General features: G+C 75.9%; 18 protein-coding genes. 8 read left to right on the top strand and 10 right to left on the bottom strand.

Features of this window, described 5'->3' with window-relative positions:
• Positions 1-140: 140 nt before the first annotated feature.
• The 6 genes from JE024_RS01645 to JE024_RS01670 all read right to left on the bottom strand — a co-directional run bounded on the left by JE024_RS01645 (position 141) and on the right by JE024_RS01670 (position 8,288).
• A complete protein-coding gene (locus tag JE024_RS01645) occupies positions 141-1,181 on the bottom strand; it encodes a LacI family DNA-binding transcriptional regulator (RefSeq protein WP_205371841.1) in 1,041 nt (346 codons plus the stop codon).
• Positions 1,182-1,359: 178 nt separating this feature from the next.
• Positions 1,360-2,346, bottom strand: coding sequence for a hypothetical protein (locus JE024_RS01650; RefSeq protein WP_205371842.1), 987 nt, complete (start codon positions 2,344-2,346; stop codon positions 1,360-1,362).
• Positions 2,343-3,947, bottom strand: coding sequence for a polysaccharide deacetylase family protein (locus JE024_RS01655; RefSeq protein ID WP_205371843.1), 1,605 nt, complete (start codon positions 3,945-3,947; stop codon positions 2,343-2,345). The genes JE024_RS01650 and JE024_RS01655 overlap by 4 nt, the downstream gene beginning before the upstream one ends.
• Positions 3,948-4,047: 100 nt before the next feature.
• Entirely contained in the window at positions 4,048-5,742 is a 1,695-nt protein-coding gene (locus tag JE024_RS01660; RefSeq protein ID WP_244882505.1) for a glycosyltransferase family 2 protein, read from the bottom strand.
• Positions 5,739-7,064, bottom strand: a complete 1,326-nt coding sequence (locus JE024_RS01665; RefSeq protein WP_307840687.1) for a nucleotide sugar dehydrogenase — start codon at positions 7,062-7,064, stop codon at positions 5,739-5,741. Before JE024_RS01665 ends, JE024_RS01660 begins: the two co-directional genes overlap by 4 nt.
• Positions 7,065-7,301: 237 nt before the next feature.
• A complete protein-coding gene (locus tag JE024_RS01670; protein ID WP_244882506.1) occupies positions 7,302-8,288 on the bottom strand; it encodes an EamA family transporter in 987 nt (328 codons plus the stop codon).
• A gap of 83 nt (positions 8,289-8,371) precedes the next feature.
• Here JE024_RS01670 and JE024_RS01675 point away from each other — a divergent pair, with 83 nt between their 5' ends.
• Entirely contained in the window at positions 8,372-9,334 is a 963-nt protein-coding gene (locus tag JE024_RS01675) for a LysR family transcriptional regulator (RefSeq protein ID WP_244882508.1), read from the top strand.
• Positions 9,335-9,591: 257 nt separating this feature from the next.
• On the opposite strand, the gene JE024_RS01680 is transcribed toward JE024_RS01675, so the two are convergent.
• A complete protein-coding gene (locus tag JE024_RS01680; protein WP_205371844.1) occupies positions 9,592-9,948 on the bottom strand; it encodes a PRC-barrel domain-containing protein in 357 nt (118 codons plus the stop codon).
• 339 nt (positions 9,949-10,287) lie between these two features.
• On the opposite strand from JE024_RS01680, the gene JE024_RS01685 reads away from it, so the two are divergent.
• Positions 10,288-10,950, top strand: coding sequence for a pyridoxamine 5'-phosphate oxidase family protein (locus tag JE024_RS01685; RefSeq protein ID WP_205376314.1), 663 nt, complete (start codon positions 10,288-10,290; stop codon positions 10,948-10,950).
• Here JE024_RS01685 and JE024_RS01690 read toward each other — a convergent pair.
• The gene (locus JE024_RS01690) at positions 10,925-12,190 is read right to left on the bottom strand and encodes an arginine deiminase (RefSeq protein WP_205371845.1); all 1,266 of its coding nucleotides are present in this window, start codon (positions 12,188-12,190) and stop codon (positions 10,925-10,927) included. The two genes, JE024_RS01685 and JE024_RS01690, sit on opposite strands and share 26 nt — an antisense overlap.
• A 250-nt stretch (positions 12,191-12,440) precedes the next feature.
• Here JE024_RS01690 and JE024_RS01695 point away from each other — a divergent pair, with 250 nt between their 5' ends.
• On the top strand, positions 12,441-13,484 hold the full coding sequence (locus JE024_RS01695; RefSeq protein ID WP_205371846.1) for an NAD(P)-dependent alcohol dehydrogenase: 1,044 nt from the start codon (positions 12,441-12,443) through the stop codon (positions 13,482-13,484).
• A 48-nt stretch (positions 13,485-13,532) separates the two neighbouring features.
• Positions 13,533-14,912, top strand: coding sequence for a DUF2252 domain-containing protein (locus JE024_RS01700; protein WP_205371847.1), 1,380 nt, complete (start codon positions 13,533-13,535; stop codon positions 14,910-14,912).
• Here JE024_RS01700 and JE024_RS01705 read toward each other — a convergent pair.
• Entirely contained in the window at positions 14,899-15,210 is a 312-nt protein-coding gene (locus JE024_RS01705) for a hypothetical protein (protein WP_205371848.1), read from the bottom strand. The two genes, JE024_RS01700 and JE024_RS01705, sit on opposite strands and share 14 nt — an antisense overlap.
• Before the next feature lie 377 nt (positions 15,211-15,587).
• On the opposite strand from JE024_RS01705, the gene JE024_RS01710 reads away from it, so the two are divergent.
• Both JE024_RS01710 and JE024_RS01715 read left to right on the top strand, forming a co-directional pair.
• Positions 15,588-16,157 (top strand): RNA polymerase sigma factor, encoded by a 570-nt coding sequence (locus tag JE024_RS01710; RefSeq protein ID WP_205371849.1) that lies wholly within the window; start codon positions 15,588-15,590, stop codon positions 16,155-16,157.
• Positions 16,154-16,426 (top strand): hypothetical protein, encoded by a 273-nt coding sequence (locus JE024_RS01715; RefSeq protein ID WP_205371850.1) that lies wholly within the window; start codon positions 16,154-16,156, stop codon positions 16,424-16,426. The genes JE024_RS01710 and JE024_RS01715 overlap by 4 nt, the downstream gene beginning before the upstream one ends.
• Positions 16,427-16,868: 442 nt before the next feature.
• Here JE024_RS01715 and JE024_RS01720 read toward each other — a convergent pair whose 3' ends face one another.
• Positions 16,869-17,858, bottom strand: coding sequence for an aldo/keto reductase (locus JE024_RS01720; protein ID WP_244882511.1), 990 nt, complete (start codon positions 17,856-17,858; stop codon positions 16,869-16,871).
• 194 nt (positions 17,859-18,052) lie between these two features.
• Between JE024_RS01720 and JE024_RS01725 the strand changes: the two genes are divergently transcribed.
• Both JE024_RS01725 and JE024_RS01730 read left to right on the top strand, forming a co-directional pair.
• The gene (locus JE024_RS01725) at positions 18,053-18,886 is read left to right on the top strand and encodes a class I SAM-dependent methyltransferase (RefSeq protein ID WP_205371851.1); all 834 of its coding nucleotides are present in this window, start codon (positions 18,053-18,055) and stop codon (positions 18,884-18,886) included.
• A gap of 354 nt (positions 18,887-19,240) precedes the next feature.
• Complete coding sequence (locus JE024_RS01730) at positions 19,241-19,888, top strand: adenosylcobinamide amidohydrolase (protein ID WP_205371852.1); 648 nt, start codon at positions 19,241-19,243, stop codon at positions 19,886-19,888.
• The last annotated feature ends 99 nt before the right edge of the window (positions 19,889-19,987 follow it).

A 19,987-nucleotide genomic window follows, 5' to 3' on the forward strand; every position in this document is an offset into this window, starting at 1 on the left:
GCTCGACGAGAACCGCCCGGCCGCCCTGATCCGCCGGGCCCCCGGTACGCCGATCCGGGGGCCCGGTACGCCGGGGCCCGCCCCGTCCCCGTCCTCCGGGGCCGGGCGGGCCCCGGTTCCCGTGTGTCCGGGGGTTCGTGTCAGGCGGAGGCGCGCACGATCAGCTCGGGGTCGAAGACGAGCGAGGTGGGCTCGGTCCGGGCGCCGCGGATGTGCTCGTCGAGCAGCTCCGCCATGGCGGCGGCCATCCGCTCCACCGGCTGGCGGACGGTCGTCAGCGGCGGCCGGCACACCGCGGCGGCGCTGGAGTCGTCGAAGCCGACGACCGCGACGTCCTCGGGGACCCGCAGCCCGCGCTCGCGCAGCACCTGGATCGCGCCCTGCGCCATCAGGTCGTTGGCGGCGAACACCCCGTCGATGCCGGGGTGTTCGTCCAGCAGCCGGATCATCGCCGAGACACCGCTCTGGAGGGTGAAGCCGCCTTCGGCGACCGGCACCCAGGGGTGGCCGCGGCGGGCCAGGGCGTCCCGGAAACCGGCGAGCCGCTCCTGTCCCGCGGGCACGTCCTGGGGACCGGAGACGGTGCCGACGCGGCGGCAGCCCCGGTCGAGGAGGTGGTCGGCGGCGAGCCGCGCGCCGTCCCGGTGGGCGAGGTCGACATAGCTCAGCGGCACGGAGTGGGCGGGCCGGGCGAACAGCACGGCGGGCAGACGGGCCTCGGCCAGCAGCCCCGGCAGCGGATCGTCCGCGTGGGTGGAGACGACGAGCGCCCCGTCGGCACTGCCCTGCTTGAGGTAGGCGATCGCCTGGGCCCGGGCGGCGCTCGTCTCGGCGAACATCAGCACCGGGTGCATCGAGCGCCCCCGCAGGAAGCCGACCACCCCGCTGACCACCCGGCCGAAGAAGGGGTCGGCGAACACCCGGGCGGCGAAGGCGTCCTGCTCGTCCTCACCCGCGTCGCCCGCCCCGGAGACGATCAGCGCGATCGTCTCGGCGCGCCGGGTGACGAGCGAGCGCGCGGCCCGGTTGGGGGCGTAGCCGGTGCGCTCGATGGCCTGGCGCACGGAGTCCTGGATGTGCGGATCGACGTTGCGGATCCCGTTGATGACCCGGGAGACGGTCGCCCGTGAGACTCCGGCCTCGCGTGCCACGTCCTCCAGTGTCGGGACCTGTCTGTTCATGTCCGCACCCTAGCGTTCTGCCCGGCCAGAGGCATAGAGCGCTCTCCCGGGACGGTGCGGGCCTGCGGCGGAGGGGCCCGCCGGGGCGGGTCCCGGGGAAAGCGGGGCGGGGCCGGGCGGGTCCGGGGGCGGGGCGGGGCCGGGCGGGCGGGGGCCGGGCGGGCGGAGGCCGTCAGCCCTACCCGAGGCCGGGCAGCCGGGACCTGCGCACCGTGAACCGGTCGAAGACCAGGGAGGTGTTGTCCCCGCGCAGCCCGACACCGCCGGGGCCGCCCAGCGCGCCCGGCGCGGTGTCGACCGTCCGCAGCACCGGTCGGCCGTCCACCGCGAGACGGATCAGCACACCGCCCCTGACGGTGCGCGCCAGGGCGCTGACCCGGTGCCACCGCCCGTACGGGACGGGGTGCCGGGCCTCGGCGAGGGTGCGGTAGACGCCCTCGCCGCCCGGCACCGCGGGACTCTTGCGCTTGAGCACCACCACGCCGTCGCGGCGGCGGAAGCTGAGCGCGTACAGCTCGTCGGGGCTGCGGTAGCGCAGCCACAGATGCGCGCCGTCCCAGTCCCGCGCGGGGGTGCCGGGGGTGGTGACCGGGGGCTCCACCAGGGCGCGGAAGGTGACGGCGACGTCCTGGAGGTCCCGTCGGCGGGTGACCAGGCGGAAGACGCACGAGCCGGTGCCGTCGGACGAACGGGCGTCGGGCGAGCGGTCGTCGGGGACGCCCGTCCAGCCGTACGTCCAGCGGGCGAAGAGGGATCCGCTGGTCACGTCCCAGTCGGGGTGGAGGCGGGCCCGCGGGTCCCCGGGGCGGCGGAAGGCGTACTCGTTGGTGACCAGTCCGTCGGCGGGGAAGCGCGAGCGGAAGGACACGGGGTCGGGCGGGAAGGGCGGCCGGCCGGCCGCCGGATCGCTTCCGCCGGAGGCCGGGGAGGTTCCGCCGGGGGCCGGATCGCTTCCGCCGGAGGCCGGGGAGGTTCCGCCGGGGGCCGGATCGCTTCCGGCGGGGGCCGGCGACGGGGCCGGGGCCGGCGCGGTGGAATCCGCGGCCGGGGCCGGGGAGGTGCCGGCGCCGTGGGCGGCGGCGGCCGTGCCGGCGGCCGACGCGGCGACGGCCGCGGCGAGCAGCGCCCTGCGGCCGAGCGGGCCGCGCGCCTCGGGCGGTTTCATGGTGCCGTCCTTCCGTGTCCCCGGCCGTGCGGCGCTTCCGGTGCGGATTCCGCCGGGGCCGCGGGCCGTGTCTGGGCCACCGTCAGGGTCCGGAAGGCCGGCCACCGCGGGGCGCCGTCGTTGTGGACGCCGAGGGCGACGCCGCCGGTGGCGTGTCCCCCGGCGGCACTCGGGGGCACCGGGACGCGGGCCCGGAGCCGTCCGTCGACCCGGACCTCGGTGGCGTCGGCCGTCACCACGATCCGCAGGGTGTGGCGGGCCGCCGGCTCCAGCCGGGCCCGGGCGACCGTGCGCCGCGCGGCGCCGGTCCCCTCGGTGACGCGTACGTTGGCCCGGCTCAGCGCGACGAGCACCGGCCGGCCGCCGTGGGCGCGCACCGTCAGGGAGACGCCGTTCGCCGTGGAGTGCAGGCCGTCGACGCTCGCCTCGGCCGTGTAGCCGGTCCAGTCCGCGGTGGCCAGGGGGCGGTACTCGGCGGAGAGGTGGCCGCGCTCCAGCGGGTACGGGCCGGCGCCGGTGAAGGCGCCCACGGTGGTGCCGCCGGGCGCGCCGGGGAACTCCCACCCGGCGGGCACCGCCAAGGGCCGCGGCTCGCCGCCGGGGCGGCGGGGGCCGCGTTCGGCGAGCCCGGCGAGGAGGCCGGCGACGGTGGTGCCGCTGGTGATCTCCAGGCGCTGGACGGTCCGTTCGGCGAAGGCCCGGGCCCCCGCGCCGAGCGGGTGCGGGCCGTGGTGGTTGGTGAGCGCGGCGGTGAAGCGCTGCCGCAGCATGCCCTGGAGCACGCCGGCGCCCGACGGGCCGGAGCCGTGCGACTCGGAGAACGGGTAGGCGAACAGCAGGGGCTTCGGCAGCCCGCGGGAGGTGATCGCGTCGATCGAGCGGTCCAGGTCCGCGGCGACCCTCGTCCGGTATTCGGCGGGCGTCTCGCGGCGGCGCTCGGCGGGCAGCCAGAGGCGCTCGGTGAGGGCGGGGCCGAGGCGGGCGCCCGAGGCGTCGAGCGGCAGGCGGCGGTGGAGGTCGTCGGTGTGGCTCTGGAAGTCCCAGCGGCCGGAGGAGGCCATCCGGCGCACTTCCTCCCAGGAGAGGTAGTAGGTGTGCCGCTCCCCCACCTGACCGGTGATCAGATAGGCGGCGGCGCGCATGCCGTGGCGGGCCAGGCTGCGGTCGGCGTACCGCCACAGCCCCTGGGCGCCGTCGTCGAAGGTCAGGTAGACGGTGCGCCCGGGCACCCGCTCGCCGCGCAGATGCCGGACGAACTCGGCGGTGCTCAGCGTCCGGTACCCCGCGGCCCGCAGGGCGGCGAGCTGCGCGTCGAAGGCGGCGGGTGTCACGGTGTACGGGCGTTCGCCGTCGGGACGCACGTCGTGGTAGGCGAGGACCACGGGGCCGGTGTCGCGGGGCAGGCCGCGCAGCGCGGGCGCGCCCGCGGCCGGCGGCGGCGCGGCGGCCGGGGAGAGCTGCTCCTCGACGGCGAACCGGTCGGTCCGGTGCTGCCAGGCGGCCAGGAACGGGATCGCGGCGACCGCCGCGGCGAGCGCGCCGAGCAGCACCCGTACCAGCAGGCGCCGCCCGGCGGCCGGATCGTGGGCGGAGCGCGTCACAGAAGGTCTCCCCTGGTCAGAACGGTCAGCAGGAGCAGCACGACGACGAGGGCGGAGAGCACCGCGGCGAGGGCCCGGGCGGCGGCCGCCGCCGCGCCCCTCACGAGGTGCCCCTGGACCAGACCCCCCGGCGGACGGTGGCGAGCGAGTACGGGAGCAGCCAGGCCAGCACGGTGGAGGAGAGCAGACTCATCAATGGCCGGTAGCGCCACCGGGTGTCCCCGGGGTGGTCGGCCTTGTACGCCAGGCCCCAGGCGCAGCCCTTGAGCAGGACGCCGCACAGATAGAGGCCGGTGAGCAGCCACAGCCCCTGGAGGGGGGCCCACAGCAGGTGCCGGACGGCCATCAGCGGGGCGAGGAGCACCCACAGGACGTGCCCGTAGTAGAGGGCGGCGGCGCCGGGGCCGCGGCGCCACATGAAGCCGCCCGTGAAGCACAGGTTGCGGATGAAGCTCTTCTTCCAGCGGACCTGCTGGCGCAGGAACGCCCGGACGCCGGCCGGCACGTCGGTGCCGACCCGGGCGGATGCCACGTAGCCGACCAGCCAGGGGCGCTCGGGGTAGTCCTCGCCGGTGACGAACGGGGAGCCGGCGTGACGTTCCTTCAGCCGTTTCCCGTGCCATGCCTGTCCGAGGACGTAGCCCGTGAGCTGCCGGTCGGTGGCGAAGCGGAAGGGGGCGCCGAGGAAGCGGTCCTCGGCCCAGGCGGGGAGGTAGTTCCAGACGGCGTCCCGGCGGAACGCGGCCAGCGGGCCGGAGACGCAGGTCACGGAGCCAAAGGCGGACTCGGCCGCCTTGGCGACGCGGAACTGGCCCTCGTACCAGACGTCCTGGATCCGGGCGAGCAGCGAGGCGTCCGTGTTCAGGGCCCGGCAGTGGCCGCTGACGGCGCCGAGGTGGGGGTTGCGCACCAGGGCGGTGACGCAGCGCCGGACGGCGTCGGGCGCGAGGACGCAGTCCGAGTCGGTGAAGACGACGACATCGCCGTCGGCGCGGGCGCAGGCTCGGACGAGGGCGTGCTTCTTGCCCACGTTCTCGGTCAGGTGGACGACGGTGATGCCGAGTTCGGCGGCGAGACGCCGCAGGATGTCGCCCGTGCCGTCGCGGGAGGCGTCGTCGACGACGACGATCTCGACGCCCGGGAGGTCGGACCCGGCCATCGAGCGCACGCACTCCTCGATGCGGGCCTCCTCGTCCCTGACGGCGAGCAGCAGGCTGACCCGGGGCTGTTCGGGCAGCGGGGGGAAGGTGCCGCGCAGCCGCCGCGGGCAGGGCACCTGCTCGACGGCCGGGTCCCGGTAGCGGGTGTAGGCGACGTAGAACATCGCCGCGGTCGCGGCGAGCACCGCCGTCCCGTAGACGGCGGCGGGGCCGAGGCCGTCGGCGATCGCAAAGGAACGATTCGCCAGGATGACGGTGAGCGGGGTGAGGCAGAGCAGCACGACGACGCGCACGACCCCCCGCCGGGTCGACGGGTCCAGCCCGGCGAGCCACCGCCCGGCGAACCGCCGCACCGGTCCGCCGCGCGCCGGCGGCGCGGTGCCGGGGGCACGGGAGGCCGGGGGTTCCTGGGCTTCCGGGGGTTCCTGGGCGGCTGGGGGTTCCTGGGCCGGGGGTTCCTGGCCCCGGGGTTCCTGGGCGGCCGGGGCGGGGTGGAGGGCCGTCGCCGTCCGCCCGGCCGCGGCGGCGGAGGGGGCCCGGGACGCGGCGGGAGCGGTGGCCGCGGGCGGGGCGGGAGGTTCGGGTGGCGTGCCGCGGCGCCGGCCCGCCCCCGTCACCGCCGTCCGTCGGCTCATCGGACCGCTCCGGCGGGACGGCCGGCGAGGCTGTGGGTGGTGTCGAGCACCGGGCAGCCGCGGGCGAGGCCGGCCACGTCGGTGCCGTCGTGGAGGGTGTGCACCAGGACGAGGTCCCACGGCAGCGAGGCCGCCTCGGCGAGGTGGCGGCGTCCACCAGCCCGGGAGGTCACCTCCGGCACCAGGGGGTCGTGGTAGCCGACCCGGGCGCCGAGCGCGGACAGCCGGTCGATGATCTCCAGCGCGGGGCTCTCCCGCACATCCGCGACCCCCGGTTTGTACGCCACCCCGACGACGAGGATCCGTGCCCCCGCGACGGCCACCGCCCGGTCGGCGAGGGCCTCGCGCGCCCGGCGGACCACCGCCGAGGGCCGGGCGGCGATCGCGGACATCGCCGAGTCGACGAGCGGCGCCTCCCGCTGCCGGGAGCGCAGTTGCCAGAGCAGGTAGTGCGGATCGCAGGGGATGCAGTGCCCGCCGACGCCCGGCCCCGGGTAGAAGGGCATGAAGCCGTACGGCTTGGTGGCGGCGGCGTCGATGACCTGCCGGGGGTCGAGGCCGAACTCCAGGCTGGTGTCGGCGAGTTCGTTGGCCAGGGCGATGTTGACGGCGCGGAAGGTGTTCTCCCAGAGCTTGCACATCTCGGCGGTCTCCGGGTCGTCCACCCGGTGGATGCTCGGCGCGGTGCGCCGCAGCAGTTCGGCCGCGAGTTCGGTGCTGCGCCGCCCGACCCCGCCGATCACCCGGGGGGTCGACTCGGGCGCGTGGCCTTCGGTGCCGGGGTCGATGCGCTCGGGCGCGAAGGCGACGTACACGTCGGTGCCGGGGCGCAGACCCCGGGCGGCGAGCGGTTCCACCAGCAGGTCCCGGGTGGTGCCGACGTAGCTGGTCGAGGTGAGCACCAGCACCTGCCCCGCGGAGGCGTGGCGGACCACGGTGGCGCACGCCGCGGAGAGCGCCCGCAGGTCCGGCACCCGGTGCCGGTCGACGGGGGTGGGCACGCAGACGATCACGGCCTCCGCGCGCCCCACCGCCCCGGTGTCCTCGGTGAGGCGGAACTCCGGATCCCGCAGCGCCTCGGCGAGGGAGCGGAGCTGTTCCGGCGGCAGGTCCACATCGCCTCGCCGGATGTCCGCGAGCCGGCTGCCGCTGATGTCGATCCCGGTGACGGCGGCGCCGGCCGCCCGCAGGGCGAGCGCCGTCGGCAGTCCCACGTAGCCGAGCCCCACCACGGCGACGGTGCCGGTGCGGGCGGCGGTGCCCTGGGGCGGTACGGACAGGTCCTCACAGGCCGCTTCAGCGGCGGTCACGATGGCGTCCACCCGCCGGAATATGACACGTAGGATGATCGCCCGCCCGGACGACTCTCCGCAGGCCGGACACCCCGGAGGGGAGTTCACCCGTTCGCGGGTCCGCGCAGGTGGAGGGGCTCCGCGCCGGGGCCCGCCACCCCGTCCGCCCGCTCGGCGCGGGACGCGGAGTTCCGCCGTGTGGCGCAGATCGCCGGCGGCGCGGCCCCGTGCGGCGGCCGGCGGCCCGGATCGGCGCACCGGGTTGCGTCAGCGGTTGGCGCGGGCCTCGGCGCGGGTGGCGCCGATGCCGGCGGCGACGACCAGGAGGGTGCCGGCGATCTGGAGCGGCATCGGGGTCTGCGCGATGAGGATCATGGCGGCGACCAGGCTGACGGCCGGTTCGAGCCCGGCCAGCGTCCCGTAGGTGGTCTTGCCGATGCGCTGGAGCGCCTGCATCTCCAGCAGGAACGGCAGCAGGGGCATGAGCACGGCGATGCCGAGCGCGGCGATCGCCGTCTCCCAGGTCAGCCCGCCGACGGCGGCCGGTGCCCCGAACGGCGCGGCGACCACAGCGGCCACCGCCAGGGACACGGCGAGGGCGTGCGGGGCGGGCAGCCTGCTGCCGACGTGGGCCGTGCCGATCACGTACAGCGCCCAGCAGGCGGCCGAGCCGAGGCCGAACATCACGCCGGGTAGGCTCGTCGCGCCCGTCCACGGCGAGGTCAGCAGCACGACGCCCGCGGCGGCGAGCGCGAGCCACGCCAGTTCCCGGGGGCGGCGCGAGGCGATCACGGCGACGGTGAGCGGGCCGAGGAACTCCAGGGCGGTCGCGGTGCCGAGGGGCAGCCGGGCGGCGGCCTCGGAGAAGAGCAGCATCATGCCCGCGCTGACCGCGCCGAGCAGCACCGTGGCGACCAGGTCCCGCCGTCCGGTCGCGCGCAGGGTCCGCCACAGGGACGGGCCGGTGAAGGCGACGAGCAGCAGCGCGGCGAAGGTGAGGCGCAGCCAGGTGGTGCCCGCGGGCCCGAGGGTGGCGAAGAGTTCCGTGGCCAGGGCGCTGCCGGTGTGCAGCAGGCACATGGCGACGAGCACCAGCACGGCGCCGGGCACCTGCCGCCGGGGGGCGGGGAGCGCGGCGGGCCCGGCCGCTCCGCCGGTGGGCGGCGCGGCGGAGCGGGCCGGGGGCACCGTGTCGGCGGACAGGGCGGCCGGTGCGGCGGGGGTGGCGTCGGGGGCGGCAGGCGAGGTGGTCACCGGGACATTTGATCGTCAGGCATCCGTTTCTGTCCACGGGCCGAAAGTGGATGGATCAGCCACTGATGGTGGACGATGGCCTCATGGAAGCGGACGACATGCCACGGCTCCCCGACGCGACGCAGCGACTGCCCGACCTGGGGCGGCTGCGGCTGCTGGTCGAGCTGCACCGGCTCGGCACGATGGCGGCGGTCGCGGCGGGCACGGGCTACGGGACCTCGGCCGTCTCCAAGCACCTCGCCGTGCTGGAGGAGGAGGTCGGGGTCCGGCTCCTCACTCCGGACGGCCGCCGGGTACGGCTCACGCCCGCCGGTGAGCGGCTGGTGGAGCACGCGGTGGGCATCCTCGCCGCAGTGGAGGAGGCGCAGTCGGAGCTGCGCGGCCGGACGGACCCGGCGGGCCGGGTGCGGCTGGCGAGCTTCTTCACGGCGGTCGAGCCGGTGGTGCTGCCCGCGCTCGCCCGGCTGCGGGAGGAGCACCCGCGGGTGGTCGTGGAGGTGCAGGAGCACGAGCCGGAGAGCACTGCGGAGCTGCTGCGCTCGGGGGGCGTCGATCTGGGCGTCGTCTACGACTACAGCCTGGTCCCGAGGGTGGTGCCGCCGGAGCTGAGCGCCCGCGCCTTCGAGGAGCAGCCGCTGTTCCTGGCGGTGCCCGCGGGGCATCCGGACGCGGGACGGCCGGTGACCGTCCCCGAGCTGCGGGACTTCGCGGAGTCGGGCTGGATCACCAATTCACGCGGCACGGACGACGACGAGCTGGTGCACCGGGTGTGCGCCGTCGCCGGTTTCACCCCGCGCATCGCGCACCGGGTCGACAGCCTGCGCCTGGTGAACAGCCTGACCGGGGCGGGGCTGGGGGTGGCGCTGCTCGCGGAGTCCGGCATCGAGCGCCACCGCCCGGACGTGGCCTTCCGTCCCCTGGACCCGCTGGCGGGCACCCGCCGCACCTTTCTGCTGGCCCGGGCCGGACGGTGGTCGTGGCCGCCCCTGGCGGCCGTCGCGACGGCGATCCTCCACGTCCGGGACGGGGGCCCCGGGGCCCGGTGACCCCGGGGCGGCGCCCGCCACGCATGGTCCACGGCCGGCGGGCCCGGTGACCCCGGGGCGGCGCCCGCCACGCATGGTCCATGCCCGGCGGGCCCGGTGACCCCGGGGCCGAACGCCCGCCCGGCGGGCCCGGGGCCGAAGAACCCGCCGCGCGCGGTACGGAACCGGGCTGCCGGGTCGGTGCCCGGTGACCGCCGCAGGTGGCATGCCCGAGCGCCGGGCACCGCACCGGGCGCCCGCGCCCGCCGCGCCCCCGCTCAGCGGCGGGCGAGCTGGCGTTCGCCGCCGGCGCCGGGCTCGTACGGCAGGCCGTAGTGGGTGAAGATCTCCCGCTCGTTCTCGGCGGGCAGCACATCGTCCGTCCCCATGCTGGGGGCGTCCTTCACCACGGACTTGCCGTAGGCGACCCGCACATAGCCCGGTCCGACGACCGCTCCGGCCAGGGGGACGAACACCAGGCGGCGGCGGGTCGGCAGGCCGACGGCCACGGTGACGACGGCCGGTTCGTCGCTGCGGGTGTTCACGTAGACGGCCTCGAGCGTGCCGATCTTCTTGTCCTCGTCGTCGAGCACTTCCTGGTTGCGCCACTCGCGGATGTCAGCGCTCTGGATCACGGTGCCTCTCCTCGCCGTCGACGCGCCGGACGGCGTGAGCGTGCGCCCGGCCACGGTGGAAATGCCGCACAACGGGCACTCCCCTTCCATCGTGCCCGGTAAGGGGCGGGTGCCGCCCCTTGTGGCGCCCGCCGGAGGCGAGCGGCGGCCCCGCTGCGATGGATCTTCACAACTGCGCGACGGCTTCGCCCCCATCGCGGGGCCCGCTGCGGGCACGATGGACCCAACGGTCCGGCCGGCGGGTGATCCCCCGGAGCCGGGCTCCGCGTGTGCCCCACAGGAAGAGGACGACCGTACGTGACCCCCCACAGCAGCCCCTTCGGATCCGCCGGTGAGCGCATGCTGCAGGACCATCTCGGCAACACCGAACGGGCCGACGCGTTCTACGGGCGGCAGGTGCAGCCCCAGCTCACACCCCGGATGCGGCGGTTCATACAGCAGCAGTCCATGGTCTTCCTGTCGACCGCCGACGCCCGGGGCGAATGCGACTCCACCTTCCGCGCGGGCCCGCCCGGGTTCGTGGTCGATCTGGACCAGCACACGCTGACCTACCCGGAGTACCGGGGCAACGGGGTGATGGCGAGCGCCGGGAACATCACCGAGAACCCCCACATCGGGCTGCTCTTCATGGACTTCACCCACCACCACATCGGCCTGCACGTCAACGGCTCCGTCCGGCTGCGCACCGACGAGGAGCAGCGCCGTTCCCACCCGCACCTGCGCACCGACACCGCTCCCGGGCGGCGGCCCGAGCTGTGGGTGCACATCACGGTCGAGGAGGCGTACGTGCACTGCTCCAAGCACATCCCGCACCTCGAACCGGCTCCGCGTCCGCGGCTGTCCCCCGACGAACGGCCGAAGGACGCCGACTACTTCGTCGCGCCGCGGCCCGGCGTGCCGCCGGTCGCCGTGCCCGGTGCCCACGAGGAGGAGGCCCACGACCGGTGCCTGCCGGGCATCCCCGTCCCCGCCTCGGTCAGAAGCCGACAGGTTCACGGATGAGGGGGCAGGTCATGCAGTGCCCGCCGCCGCGGCCCCGGCCGAGTTCGGCGCCGACGATGGTGACGACCTCGACGCCGGCCTCCCGCAGCAGTGCGTTGGTCTGGGTGTTGCGGTCGTAGGTGAACACCACACCGGGCTCCAGCGCGACGGCGTTGTTGCCGCTGTCCCACTGCTGCCGTTCCGAGGCGTAGACGTCGCCGCCGGTCTCGATGACCCGCAGTTCCGGCAGTCCCAGCGCGCCGGCCACCACGTCGGTGAAGGCGCGGGAGCCCTCGTCGGTGATGTCGACGGGGAACCGGGCGCTGCCGGGCCGGAGCGAGAAGGTGTGGACGCCGTCCATGATGCGCGGGTAGAGGGTGACGATGTCGCGGTCCGCGAAGGTGAACACGGTGTCGAGGTGCATGGCGGCCCGCAGTCGGGGCATCCCCGCCACGACGACGTGCTCGGCCGCGCCCTGCTCGAAGAGGGCGGCCGCCACCTGGGTGATGGCCTGGCGGGAGGTGCGCTCGCTCATCCCCATGAGGACGACGCCGCCGCCGACGGGCATGATGTCGCCGCCCTCGAACGTGGCCTGCCCCCAGTCCCGTTCGGGGTCGCCCCACCACACCGTGGAGTCCTTGAAGTCGGGATGGAACCGGTAGACGGCCTTCATCAGCAGGGTCTCGTCGTGGCGGGCGGGCCAGTACAGGGGGTTGAGGGTGACACCGCCGTAGAGCCAGCAGGTGGTGTCCCGGGTGTAGAGGGTGTTGGGCAGGGGCGGCATCAGATACTCGCGGACACCGGTGGACTCGCGGGCCAGGGCGACGTAGCCGGGCCGGTAGTCGTCGGGGAGGTCGGAGGTGGCGAGCCCGCCGATGAGGAACTCGGCCAGCCGGCGCGGCTCCAGGGTCTCCAGGAAGGCCCTGGTGGAGTCGACGAGTCCGCCGCCCACCTCGTTGGGCACGATCTTCCGGTCGAGCAGCCAGTCCCTGGCCCCCGGCAGGGCCATCGTCACCGCCAGCAGCTCGTGCAGCTCGACGACCTCGACCCCGCGCGCGGTGAGCTCCTTCACGAAGTCGGCGTGGTCGCGCCGCGCGTTGTCCACCCACATCACGTCGTCGAACAGCAGATCGCCGGCGTTGGTCGGGGTGAGCCGCCGGTGCGCCAGTCCGGGGGCGCAGACGAGCACCTTGTGCAGCCTGCCGACCTCCGAGTGCACACCGTGCACGCGCCCGGCGGCCGTGTTCGTCCCACTCGGCATCGCGAGGACCTCTCTCTCCGACGGGGCCGGACCGGGCAGCGCGGCCCGTCCTGCACAGACAGGCGAAGTCTGCCACCCGAAGTCCGAAATGCCCGATCAGCGCGCCGCCGCGCGGCCTCTCGTTCCGGGAACATGCACGGTCGCCCGGGGCCTGCCAGCATGAACAGGGGTTCGGCACCGGGCGCTCCGGTATCCGGTCGTGCGGATACGCCTCGCCGCCCGGGCACGCCCGCGAGCATGGGAGCCGCGCATGAAAGCACTCCAGTACCGCACCATCGGCAGTCATCCCGAAGTGGTGGACGTGCCGCGTCCGACGGCCGGTCCGGGGCAGGTCCTGCTGAAGGTCACGGCGGCGGGCGTGTGCCACTCCGACGAATTCGTCATGAGCGTCCCCGAGGACCAGTACGTGTTCGGGGAGTTGCCCCTGACCCTGGGGCACGAGGGCGCGGGGATCGTCGCGGAGACCGGGGCGGGCGTCACCCATGTCTCGGTCGGTGACGACGTCGCCGTGTACGGGCCGTGGGGATGCGGCCGGTGCCTCAACTGCTCGGCGGGCAGGGAGAACTACTGCACCCGGGCCGCCGCCGAGGGCATCCTGCCCCCGGGGCTGGGCGCTCCCGGCGCGATGGCCGAGTACATGCTGATCGACGACGCCCGGCATCTCGTCCCCCTGCACGGTCTGGACCCGGTGAAGAACGTCTCGCTGACGGACGCGGGGCTGACGCCGTACCACGCCATCAAGACCTCCCTGCCGAAGCTCGGCGCGGGGACCACGGCGGTGGTGATCGGCACCGGCGGCCTCGGCCATGTCGCGATCCAGCTGCTGCGCGTGCTGTCCGGGGCCGTCGTCGTCGCGCTCGACGTGAACGAGGAGAAGCTGGAGCTCGCGCGGCAGGTCGGCGCCCATCACGCGCTGCTCAGCGACGACGCCGCCGTCGCCGGCATCCGGGACCTCACCGAGGGGCTGGGTGCCGAGGCGGTCTTCGACTTCGTCGGCAGGCCGGAGACGGTCACCACCGCCGCCGCGGCCGCGGCCGTCGAGGGCGACGTGTCGATCGTGGGCATCGGCGGCGGGACGCTGCCGGTGGGCTTCGGGGCGATCGCCTACGACGTCGCCGTGCGCACCCCGTACTGGGGCTCGCGCAGCGAGCTGATCGAGGTGTTCGAGCTGGCCCGCCGCGGACAGGTCGAGGTGGAGGTCGAGACGTACAGCCTGGACGACGCCCCCAAGGCGTACGAGCGGCTGGCGGCCGGCAAGGTGCGCGGGCGTGCGGTGATCGTCCCGGGCGGGTGAGGTCAGCCGCCCGCAGGCGGTGCGGCCCGGGGCACGAGGGAGGCAGCGGTGACACTGCACCGGAGCGCCGAGGAGCGTGCCCGGGCCGGGCGGGCCGCCCGCAAGCGGCTCTCCCGCTCCTCGCACGCCGCCTGGATCCCGTCGGCGGACCGCCCCGACCCGGTCTCGATCCTGCGCCGTCAGGACGCGGGGCGGATCCCGGAACTGCTGCCACTGCGGTACGCGCGGATGGCGGCCTCCCCCGCGGCCTTCCTGCGGGGCGCCCCGGCCGTGACGGCGGCCGATCTCGCCGCCGTGCCGCACAGCGGGCTCGTGGTCCAGCTCTGCGGCGACGCGCATCTGCTCAACTTCGGGCTCTACGCCTCGCCGGAGCGGCCCCGGGTGTTCGACATCGGCGACCTCGACGAGACCCTGCCGGGTCCGTTCGAGTGGGACGTCAAGCGCCTGGCGGCGAGCGTCGCGGTCACCGCCCTGGACAACGGGCACGACGGCCGGGCCGCCCGCCGGAGCGTGCTGGCCTCGGTGCTGGCCTACCGGCGCATGGTGCGCCGGCTGGCCGGACTCGGTGAACTCGCGGCCTGGTACGAGCGGGTGGACATCCGGGGCATGCCGTCGCCGCTGCCGCACGGGCGCGGTGCGGGCAGCGGGCGGTCCGCGCCGCCGGACACGGAACTCCCCCCGCTCGGCCGGCTGACGGAGGTGGTGGCCGGGCGGCGGCGCTTCGTGCCCCACCCTCCGCTGCTGGAACCGGCCGGTGACACCGACCGGTCGGTGCTGCTCAAGGTCTTCGCCGACCACCGTTCCACGCTCGGCGGCGAGCGGCGGCGGCTCCTCGACCGCTTCCACGCGGTCGGGGTGGCGCGCACGGCGACAGGGGTGGCCGGTGTCGGCATCCGCGGCTTCGTGGTGCTGCTGGAGGGACGGGACGTGGACGACGTGCTGTTCCTGCGGTTCGCCCAGGCCCGGGCATCCGTGCTGGAGGCCCATCTGGGGCCGGGGCCGCACCCGCACGCGGGCCGGCGGGTGGTGGCGGGCCGACGGCTGCTCCAGGCGGAGGAGGATCTCTTCGCGGGGTGGGTGACCGGGCCGCTGGGGCGGCACTTCTCGTGGCACCGGCTGCGCGACGTCCGGGGGCCGGCCGAGGTGCCCGCGATGGCGCCGGGGCCGCTGCGGCGGTACGCGGCGCTCTGCGGCGCGGCCCTGGGGCGGGGGCACGCCCGGAGCGGGGACCGGATCGCGCTGGCGGCCTATCTGGGCGGCGGCGACGTCTTCGACCGCGCCGTCTGCGACTTCGCGATGCGGTACGCGGACCGCGCGTCGGCGGACCATGCCGCCCTGCTCGCGGCCCTGGCGGCGGGCACGCCGACGGCCGCCGCGGGTCCGGGCGGGCCGGGGCCGGCGCTGCCGGACCTGCTCACCCGGCGCTGAAGCGGGACAGGTCCACGCCGAACGGCCGGATCTCGTACGAGGGCCTTCGGGCGCGGCCGGTGCCACCGGTGTCCCGGCACGGCGTCCGCTCCGGGGCGGCGCGCCGGGCGGCGGGGCCGCCGATCCGGGCGGGTGCACCCCGGCCCTGGCCGGGCACGCTGCGGCGTTCGTCGCGCCAGGAGCGGACCAGCGCGTCGTAGATCGGTGCGCCGCACGGGGTCACGGACGGCCCCGCCTCCCCGTCCGGTGCGGGGGTGAGCGGTCCGGGCGGCCCCTCCGGGGGCGGTGTCGGTGTCATGCCCTGTCAACGGAGAACGGGCGCGTGAGGCGCACCCGTCCGCTGTACAGACCCGCAAAGTATCCATCGGATAACGAATCAATGTTTCCCGGGGCATAGTCCACAAGATTCAGACATTTTGTTCCGCAGTCGGACGCGGGAGGCGGCTCCGGGGCGGGGACGGACGCGCCCAACAGCCGCCGCGGAGCCCGGGGTTCAGCCCCGGACGCGTTGCGTCCGACGACAGCGCAGGTCAGATGTCCCGGCCCCCGCCGGGACATCGCGAAGGGGGCCGCCGGATGCGACCCGACGACCCCTGATCGACCACCCCGCAACCAGAAATGGGGAAGGCCTTGAATCAACAGGTTATCCGAAGAACCCCCCGGTCAGCGCCCGAGTTGACGGTCCAGCACGCGCGGGAGGGCGACGAGCAGGCGTTCGCGCTTCTCTACGGCGCCTACCGCCAGGAGGTCCTCGGCTTCGTCCGCGCCCGTGTGCACGACGCGCACCTCGCCGAGGACCTCACAAGCGATACGTTTCTGCGCGCGCTGGGCGCGATCGGGCGCTACTCCCCCACCGGCGCGGACATCGGGGCGTGGTTCTGTGCCATCGCCCGCAACCTGGTCATCGACCACTACCGGTCGTCGCGGGTGCGCCGCGAGGTACTGGTCGCCGACAGCCGGGTGTTCAGCACCACGACCGCGGCGTCCGCCGAGGAGAGCGCCCTCGCCGTGCTGCTGCGGGAGCCGGTGCGCGACGCGGTGGCGGCGCTGCCGGCGCAGCACCGCCGCACGATCGTGCTCCAGTACTGGGCGGGCTGGCCCAACGACCGCATCGGCGAGGCGCTCGGCGGGCGCACGCCCGGCGCGGTGAAGGCGCTGCGCCGCCGCGCCCTGAGCCGGCTCGGCACGGTCCTGGGACCGGACATGTCCCCGGGCGCGGGCCCCCGGCCGGACCGGTCCTCATGAGGTGGCGTGCGCGCTCGCGCCCCTCGCCGCGGGCCACCCCGGCGCACACCCCGGTACTCCCGGTGACCGTGCCCGGGTTCACCGCGGAGCCGGGACGGGCACTGACAGCCGCCGACGCGCACCGGGTGCTGCTCCACTGCGCACTGGACGCGGCCGGCATCCGCCTCACCGAGGCGGACCGGCAGGCCGTCGCCGACATCGCGGCGCTGGACTTCAGGGCGGTGAACAGCGTGATCGGCTGGCTGGCGGCGACACCGCTGCGCGGCTGACCCGCACCCCCTCCCGCCGGGGGCCGCCCCGCAAGGTGCGCCGTGGCCGCGCCCCTGCCGGGGCGGGGGCGCGGCGCCCGGGGGGCGCGACGGGGTGATGCGGTGGGCCGTGGGGCGCGATGCGGCCCACCGTCCCGGAGCGGAACGGCACCGGGGGCGCGCCCGCGCGCGGGTCCCCGGCCACACGCCCGGCTGCCCGCGAGCGCCGGGGACGCAGCGCCCGCGGCGCAATGCGGTGGACCGTGCGGCGGACACGACCCACCGCCCCGGGAGCGGAACGGCACCGGGGGCGCGCCCGCGCGCGGGTCCCCGGCCACACGCCCGGCTGCCCGCAAGCGCCGGGGGCAATGCGGTGGACCGTGCGGCGGACACGGCCCACCGCCCCGGGAGCGGAACGGCACCAAGGGCGCGCCCGCGCGCGGGTCCGCCGGTGCCGGGCGGGCTACGGCAGGGGCTCGCCGCGGGCGGTGATCCAGAGGTCGTACCACTCCTCGTGGGAGAGTCGCGCCTCGCCGCGGGCCGCGTCCGCGCAGGCGCGGATGCGCTCCGGGCGGGCGCTGCCGATCACCGGCACGATGCCCGCGGGGTGGCGCTGGAGCCACCACAGCAGCACGGTCTCCGGCGTGGTGCCCTTCGCCTCCGCGAGCGAGGCCACGAGGCGGGCCGTCGCCCGCTCGGCGGGCGTCTCCTGCCGGCCGGAGTAGCGGCCCTGCGCGAGGGCGCCCCACGCCTGGAGGCCGACCCCGTGCGCCACGCAGTACTCGACGGTGCCCGGGCCGATCCCGAGCGTGGCGGCCGCCGGGGTGTTGACCAGGACCCCGGCCTCCAGCCAGTCCCGCCGCTGGAGGCTCATCTCCAGCTGGTCGGCGACCAGGGGCACGTCGAGACGGGTGCGCAGGGCCTCGATCTGCGCGGCGCCCATGTTGGACACCCCGAACGCCCGGACCAGGCCCTGGCGGTGCAGGCCGCTCAGGGCGGCCGCGATGTCGTCGGGGTCGGCCAGCGGATCGGGGCGGTGCAGCAGCAGGACGTCGAGGACGTCGGTGCGCAGCCGGGCCAGGCTCTCCTCGACCCGGCGCACGATGCTCGGGCCGCGCAGGTCGTAGATGCCGGGGCGTTCGCCGTCCGCGAGCCGGATACCGCACTTGGTCTGGAGGACGATCCGGGAGCGCAGTCCCGGGGTGCGCGCCAGGACCTCGCCGAAGACCGCCTCGGCCTTGCCGTGCCGGTAGATGTCGGCGTGGTCGAAGCCGGTGATCCCGCTCTCCAGCGCGGCGGCGACCGCCGCTTCGGCGTGGTCGATGTCCGCCGCGCCGTACGGCCCGGGGTCCCAGCTCCCGCCCAGTCCCATGCAGCCGTAGAGCAGGCCGTTCCCGTCTCCGCCCTGGTGGCCCGTCACGTCGCCCGCCCCGTCCGTCCCGTTGATCGTCACGGTGGCCACCCTATGCGGACGCGGACGCGCGGCCGGGAACGGTGACGGGGTGTGCGGCGGCGGTGGCGCTGTGCTCCTGCGGTGGGACGGATGCCAGAAGGCTTCTACCCTGGATGAAACAGTGCATACACGACCTTTGACTCCTGACGGCTGTCGGGCGGGTGGCCGCTCAGGGCTTCGGGAGGAGAGCTGTCATGACCGGAGCGATCGACGCGGTCGAGGCCGACCGTGCCCTCAAGAGCAAACACCGCGCGATGTGGGCGCTCGGCGACTACACGGTGGTGGCCGCCGAACTGATCCCCGAACTCGGGCGCAGGCTGGTCGCCGCCTGCTCCGTCCGTGCCGGGCAGCGCGTGCTGGACGTGGCCGCCGGATCGGGCAACGCCGCGATTCCGGCCGCCCTGGTGGGCGCGGACGTGGTGGCCAGCGATCTCACGCCCGAACTGCTGGAGGTGGGGCGGCAGTCGGCGGACCGCAAGGGCGCGGTGCTGGAGTGGCGCGAGGCCGACGCGGAGTCGCTCCCGTTCGGCGACGCCGACTTCGACACCGTCATGTCGTGCGTGGGCGTGATGTTCGCTCCGCACCACGCGGCCACGGCCGCCGAACTGCTGCGGGTCTGCCGTCCCGGAGGGACCATCGGCCTGATCAACTGGACTCCCGAGGGCTTCATCGGGCAGATGTTCGCCACCCTGAAGCCGTACGCCCCGCCGCCGCCCCCCGGGGCCCAGCCGCCGCCGCTGTGGGGGCAGGAGGAGCATGTGCGCGAGCTGTTCGGCGACGACGTGACGGATCTGGGGATGCGGCGTGAGACGGTCACGGTCGACCGGTTCGCCACCCCCGAGGCGTTCCGCGACTTCTTCACCACGTTCTACGGGCCGACCATCGCCGTCTACCGGAACATCGCCGACGACCGCGAGCGGACCGCGGCGCTCGACCGCGAACTCGCCGATCTGGCACGCCGGCACGCCGGTCCCTCGGGCGCCATGGAGTGGGAGTACCTGCTGGTCACCGCCCGCAGGCGCGCCTGAGCGCCGTCGGGAGGGGCCGAAGGGGCCGCTCCGGTGGGGGACGCCCGCACCGGGTTAGGCTGCGGGGTGCCTCCTTCGCCCCAGCCGGTTCCCGCGGCAGACCCCGCCGGTACCGCACCGCCGGACGCCGGGGAGACGCCCCCCGCGCCCGCACACGCCACCACCGCGCCGTCCGAATCCGCGCCGTCCCAATCCGCGCCGTCCGACGCCGCGCCCTCCGTCCGCGCGCCGCGTGAGGCAGCGCCGCGTGAGGCAGCGCCGCGTGAGGCAGCGCCGCGTGAGGCAGCGCCGCAGGAGGCAGCGCTGCGCGACGCCCCGCTGCTGACCCGTGAGGAGAGCGGCGGGCGGTGGCCGATGGTGCTCTGGGTCCCGGGCCGCGGCATGCGCATGATCTCCAGCGCGCCGCTCGGCGGCGGCACCGGGGAGCGGGAGTGGGTGCTGAACGCGCAGGTGCCGCCCGGCTACCGGCGTATGGACCCGGCCGCCCATCTCGCCTCGCTGGCCCGCGCGGCGGGCGCGACCGGGCCGGGGGTGGGCCTGATGACCGCCGCTGACGTCCGCGCCCGCCGCTGGGCCGCGGACGGCGGTGTGGAGGCCCTGGTGACCGCGGGGATCGGCGTACGGGGCTGGGCCGCCGTGCCCGCGCCGGGCGAACCGGGGCCGCGCCGGGCGGGCACGATCAACATCGTGGTGTCCGTGCCCGTGCCGCTGTCCGACGCCGCCCTCGTCAACGCGGTCGCGACGGCGACCGAGGCCAAGGTGCAGGCCCTGCTGGACGCGGGCGCCGACGCCTCCGGCACCCCGACCGACGCCGTGTGCGTGGCCGCCGCCCGGCCGGTCGCCGGGCAGCGGCCGGAGCCGTTCGCCGGGCCCCGTTCGGTGTGGGGGGCGCGGGTGGCGCGCGCCGTGCACCGGGCCGTCGCGGAGGCGTGCCGGGCCGAACTCGCCCGCGTGCCCGGGCAGTCCGCCGTCCCCGCGCCGCGGGAGCGGCCCGCCCGCTGAGCGCGTCCGGGCCCCGGTGACACCGGTGATTACGCCGATGCCTCCCGGTCCGCCGCGCCCCGACAGTGGCACCGCCATCGAACACGGCGATGCCACTCG

This window comes from Streptomyces zhihengii, from assembly GCF_016919245.1.
In the GTDB taxonomy this organism is placed as follows: domain Bacteria; phylum Actinomycetota; class Actinomycetes; order Streptomycetales; family Streptomycetaceae; genus Streptomyces; species Streptomyces zhihengii.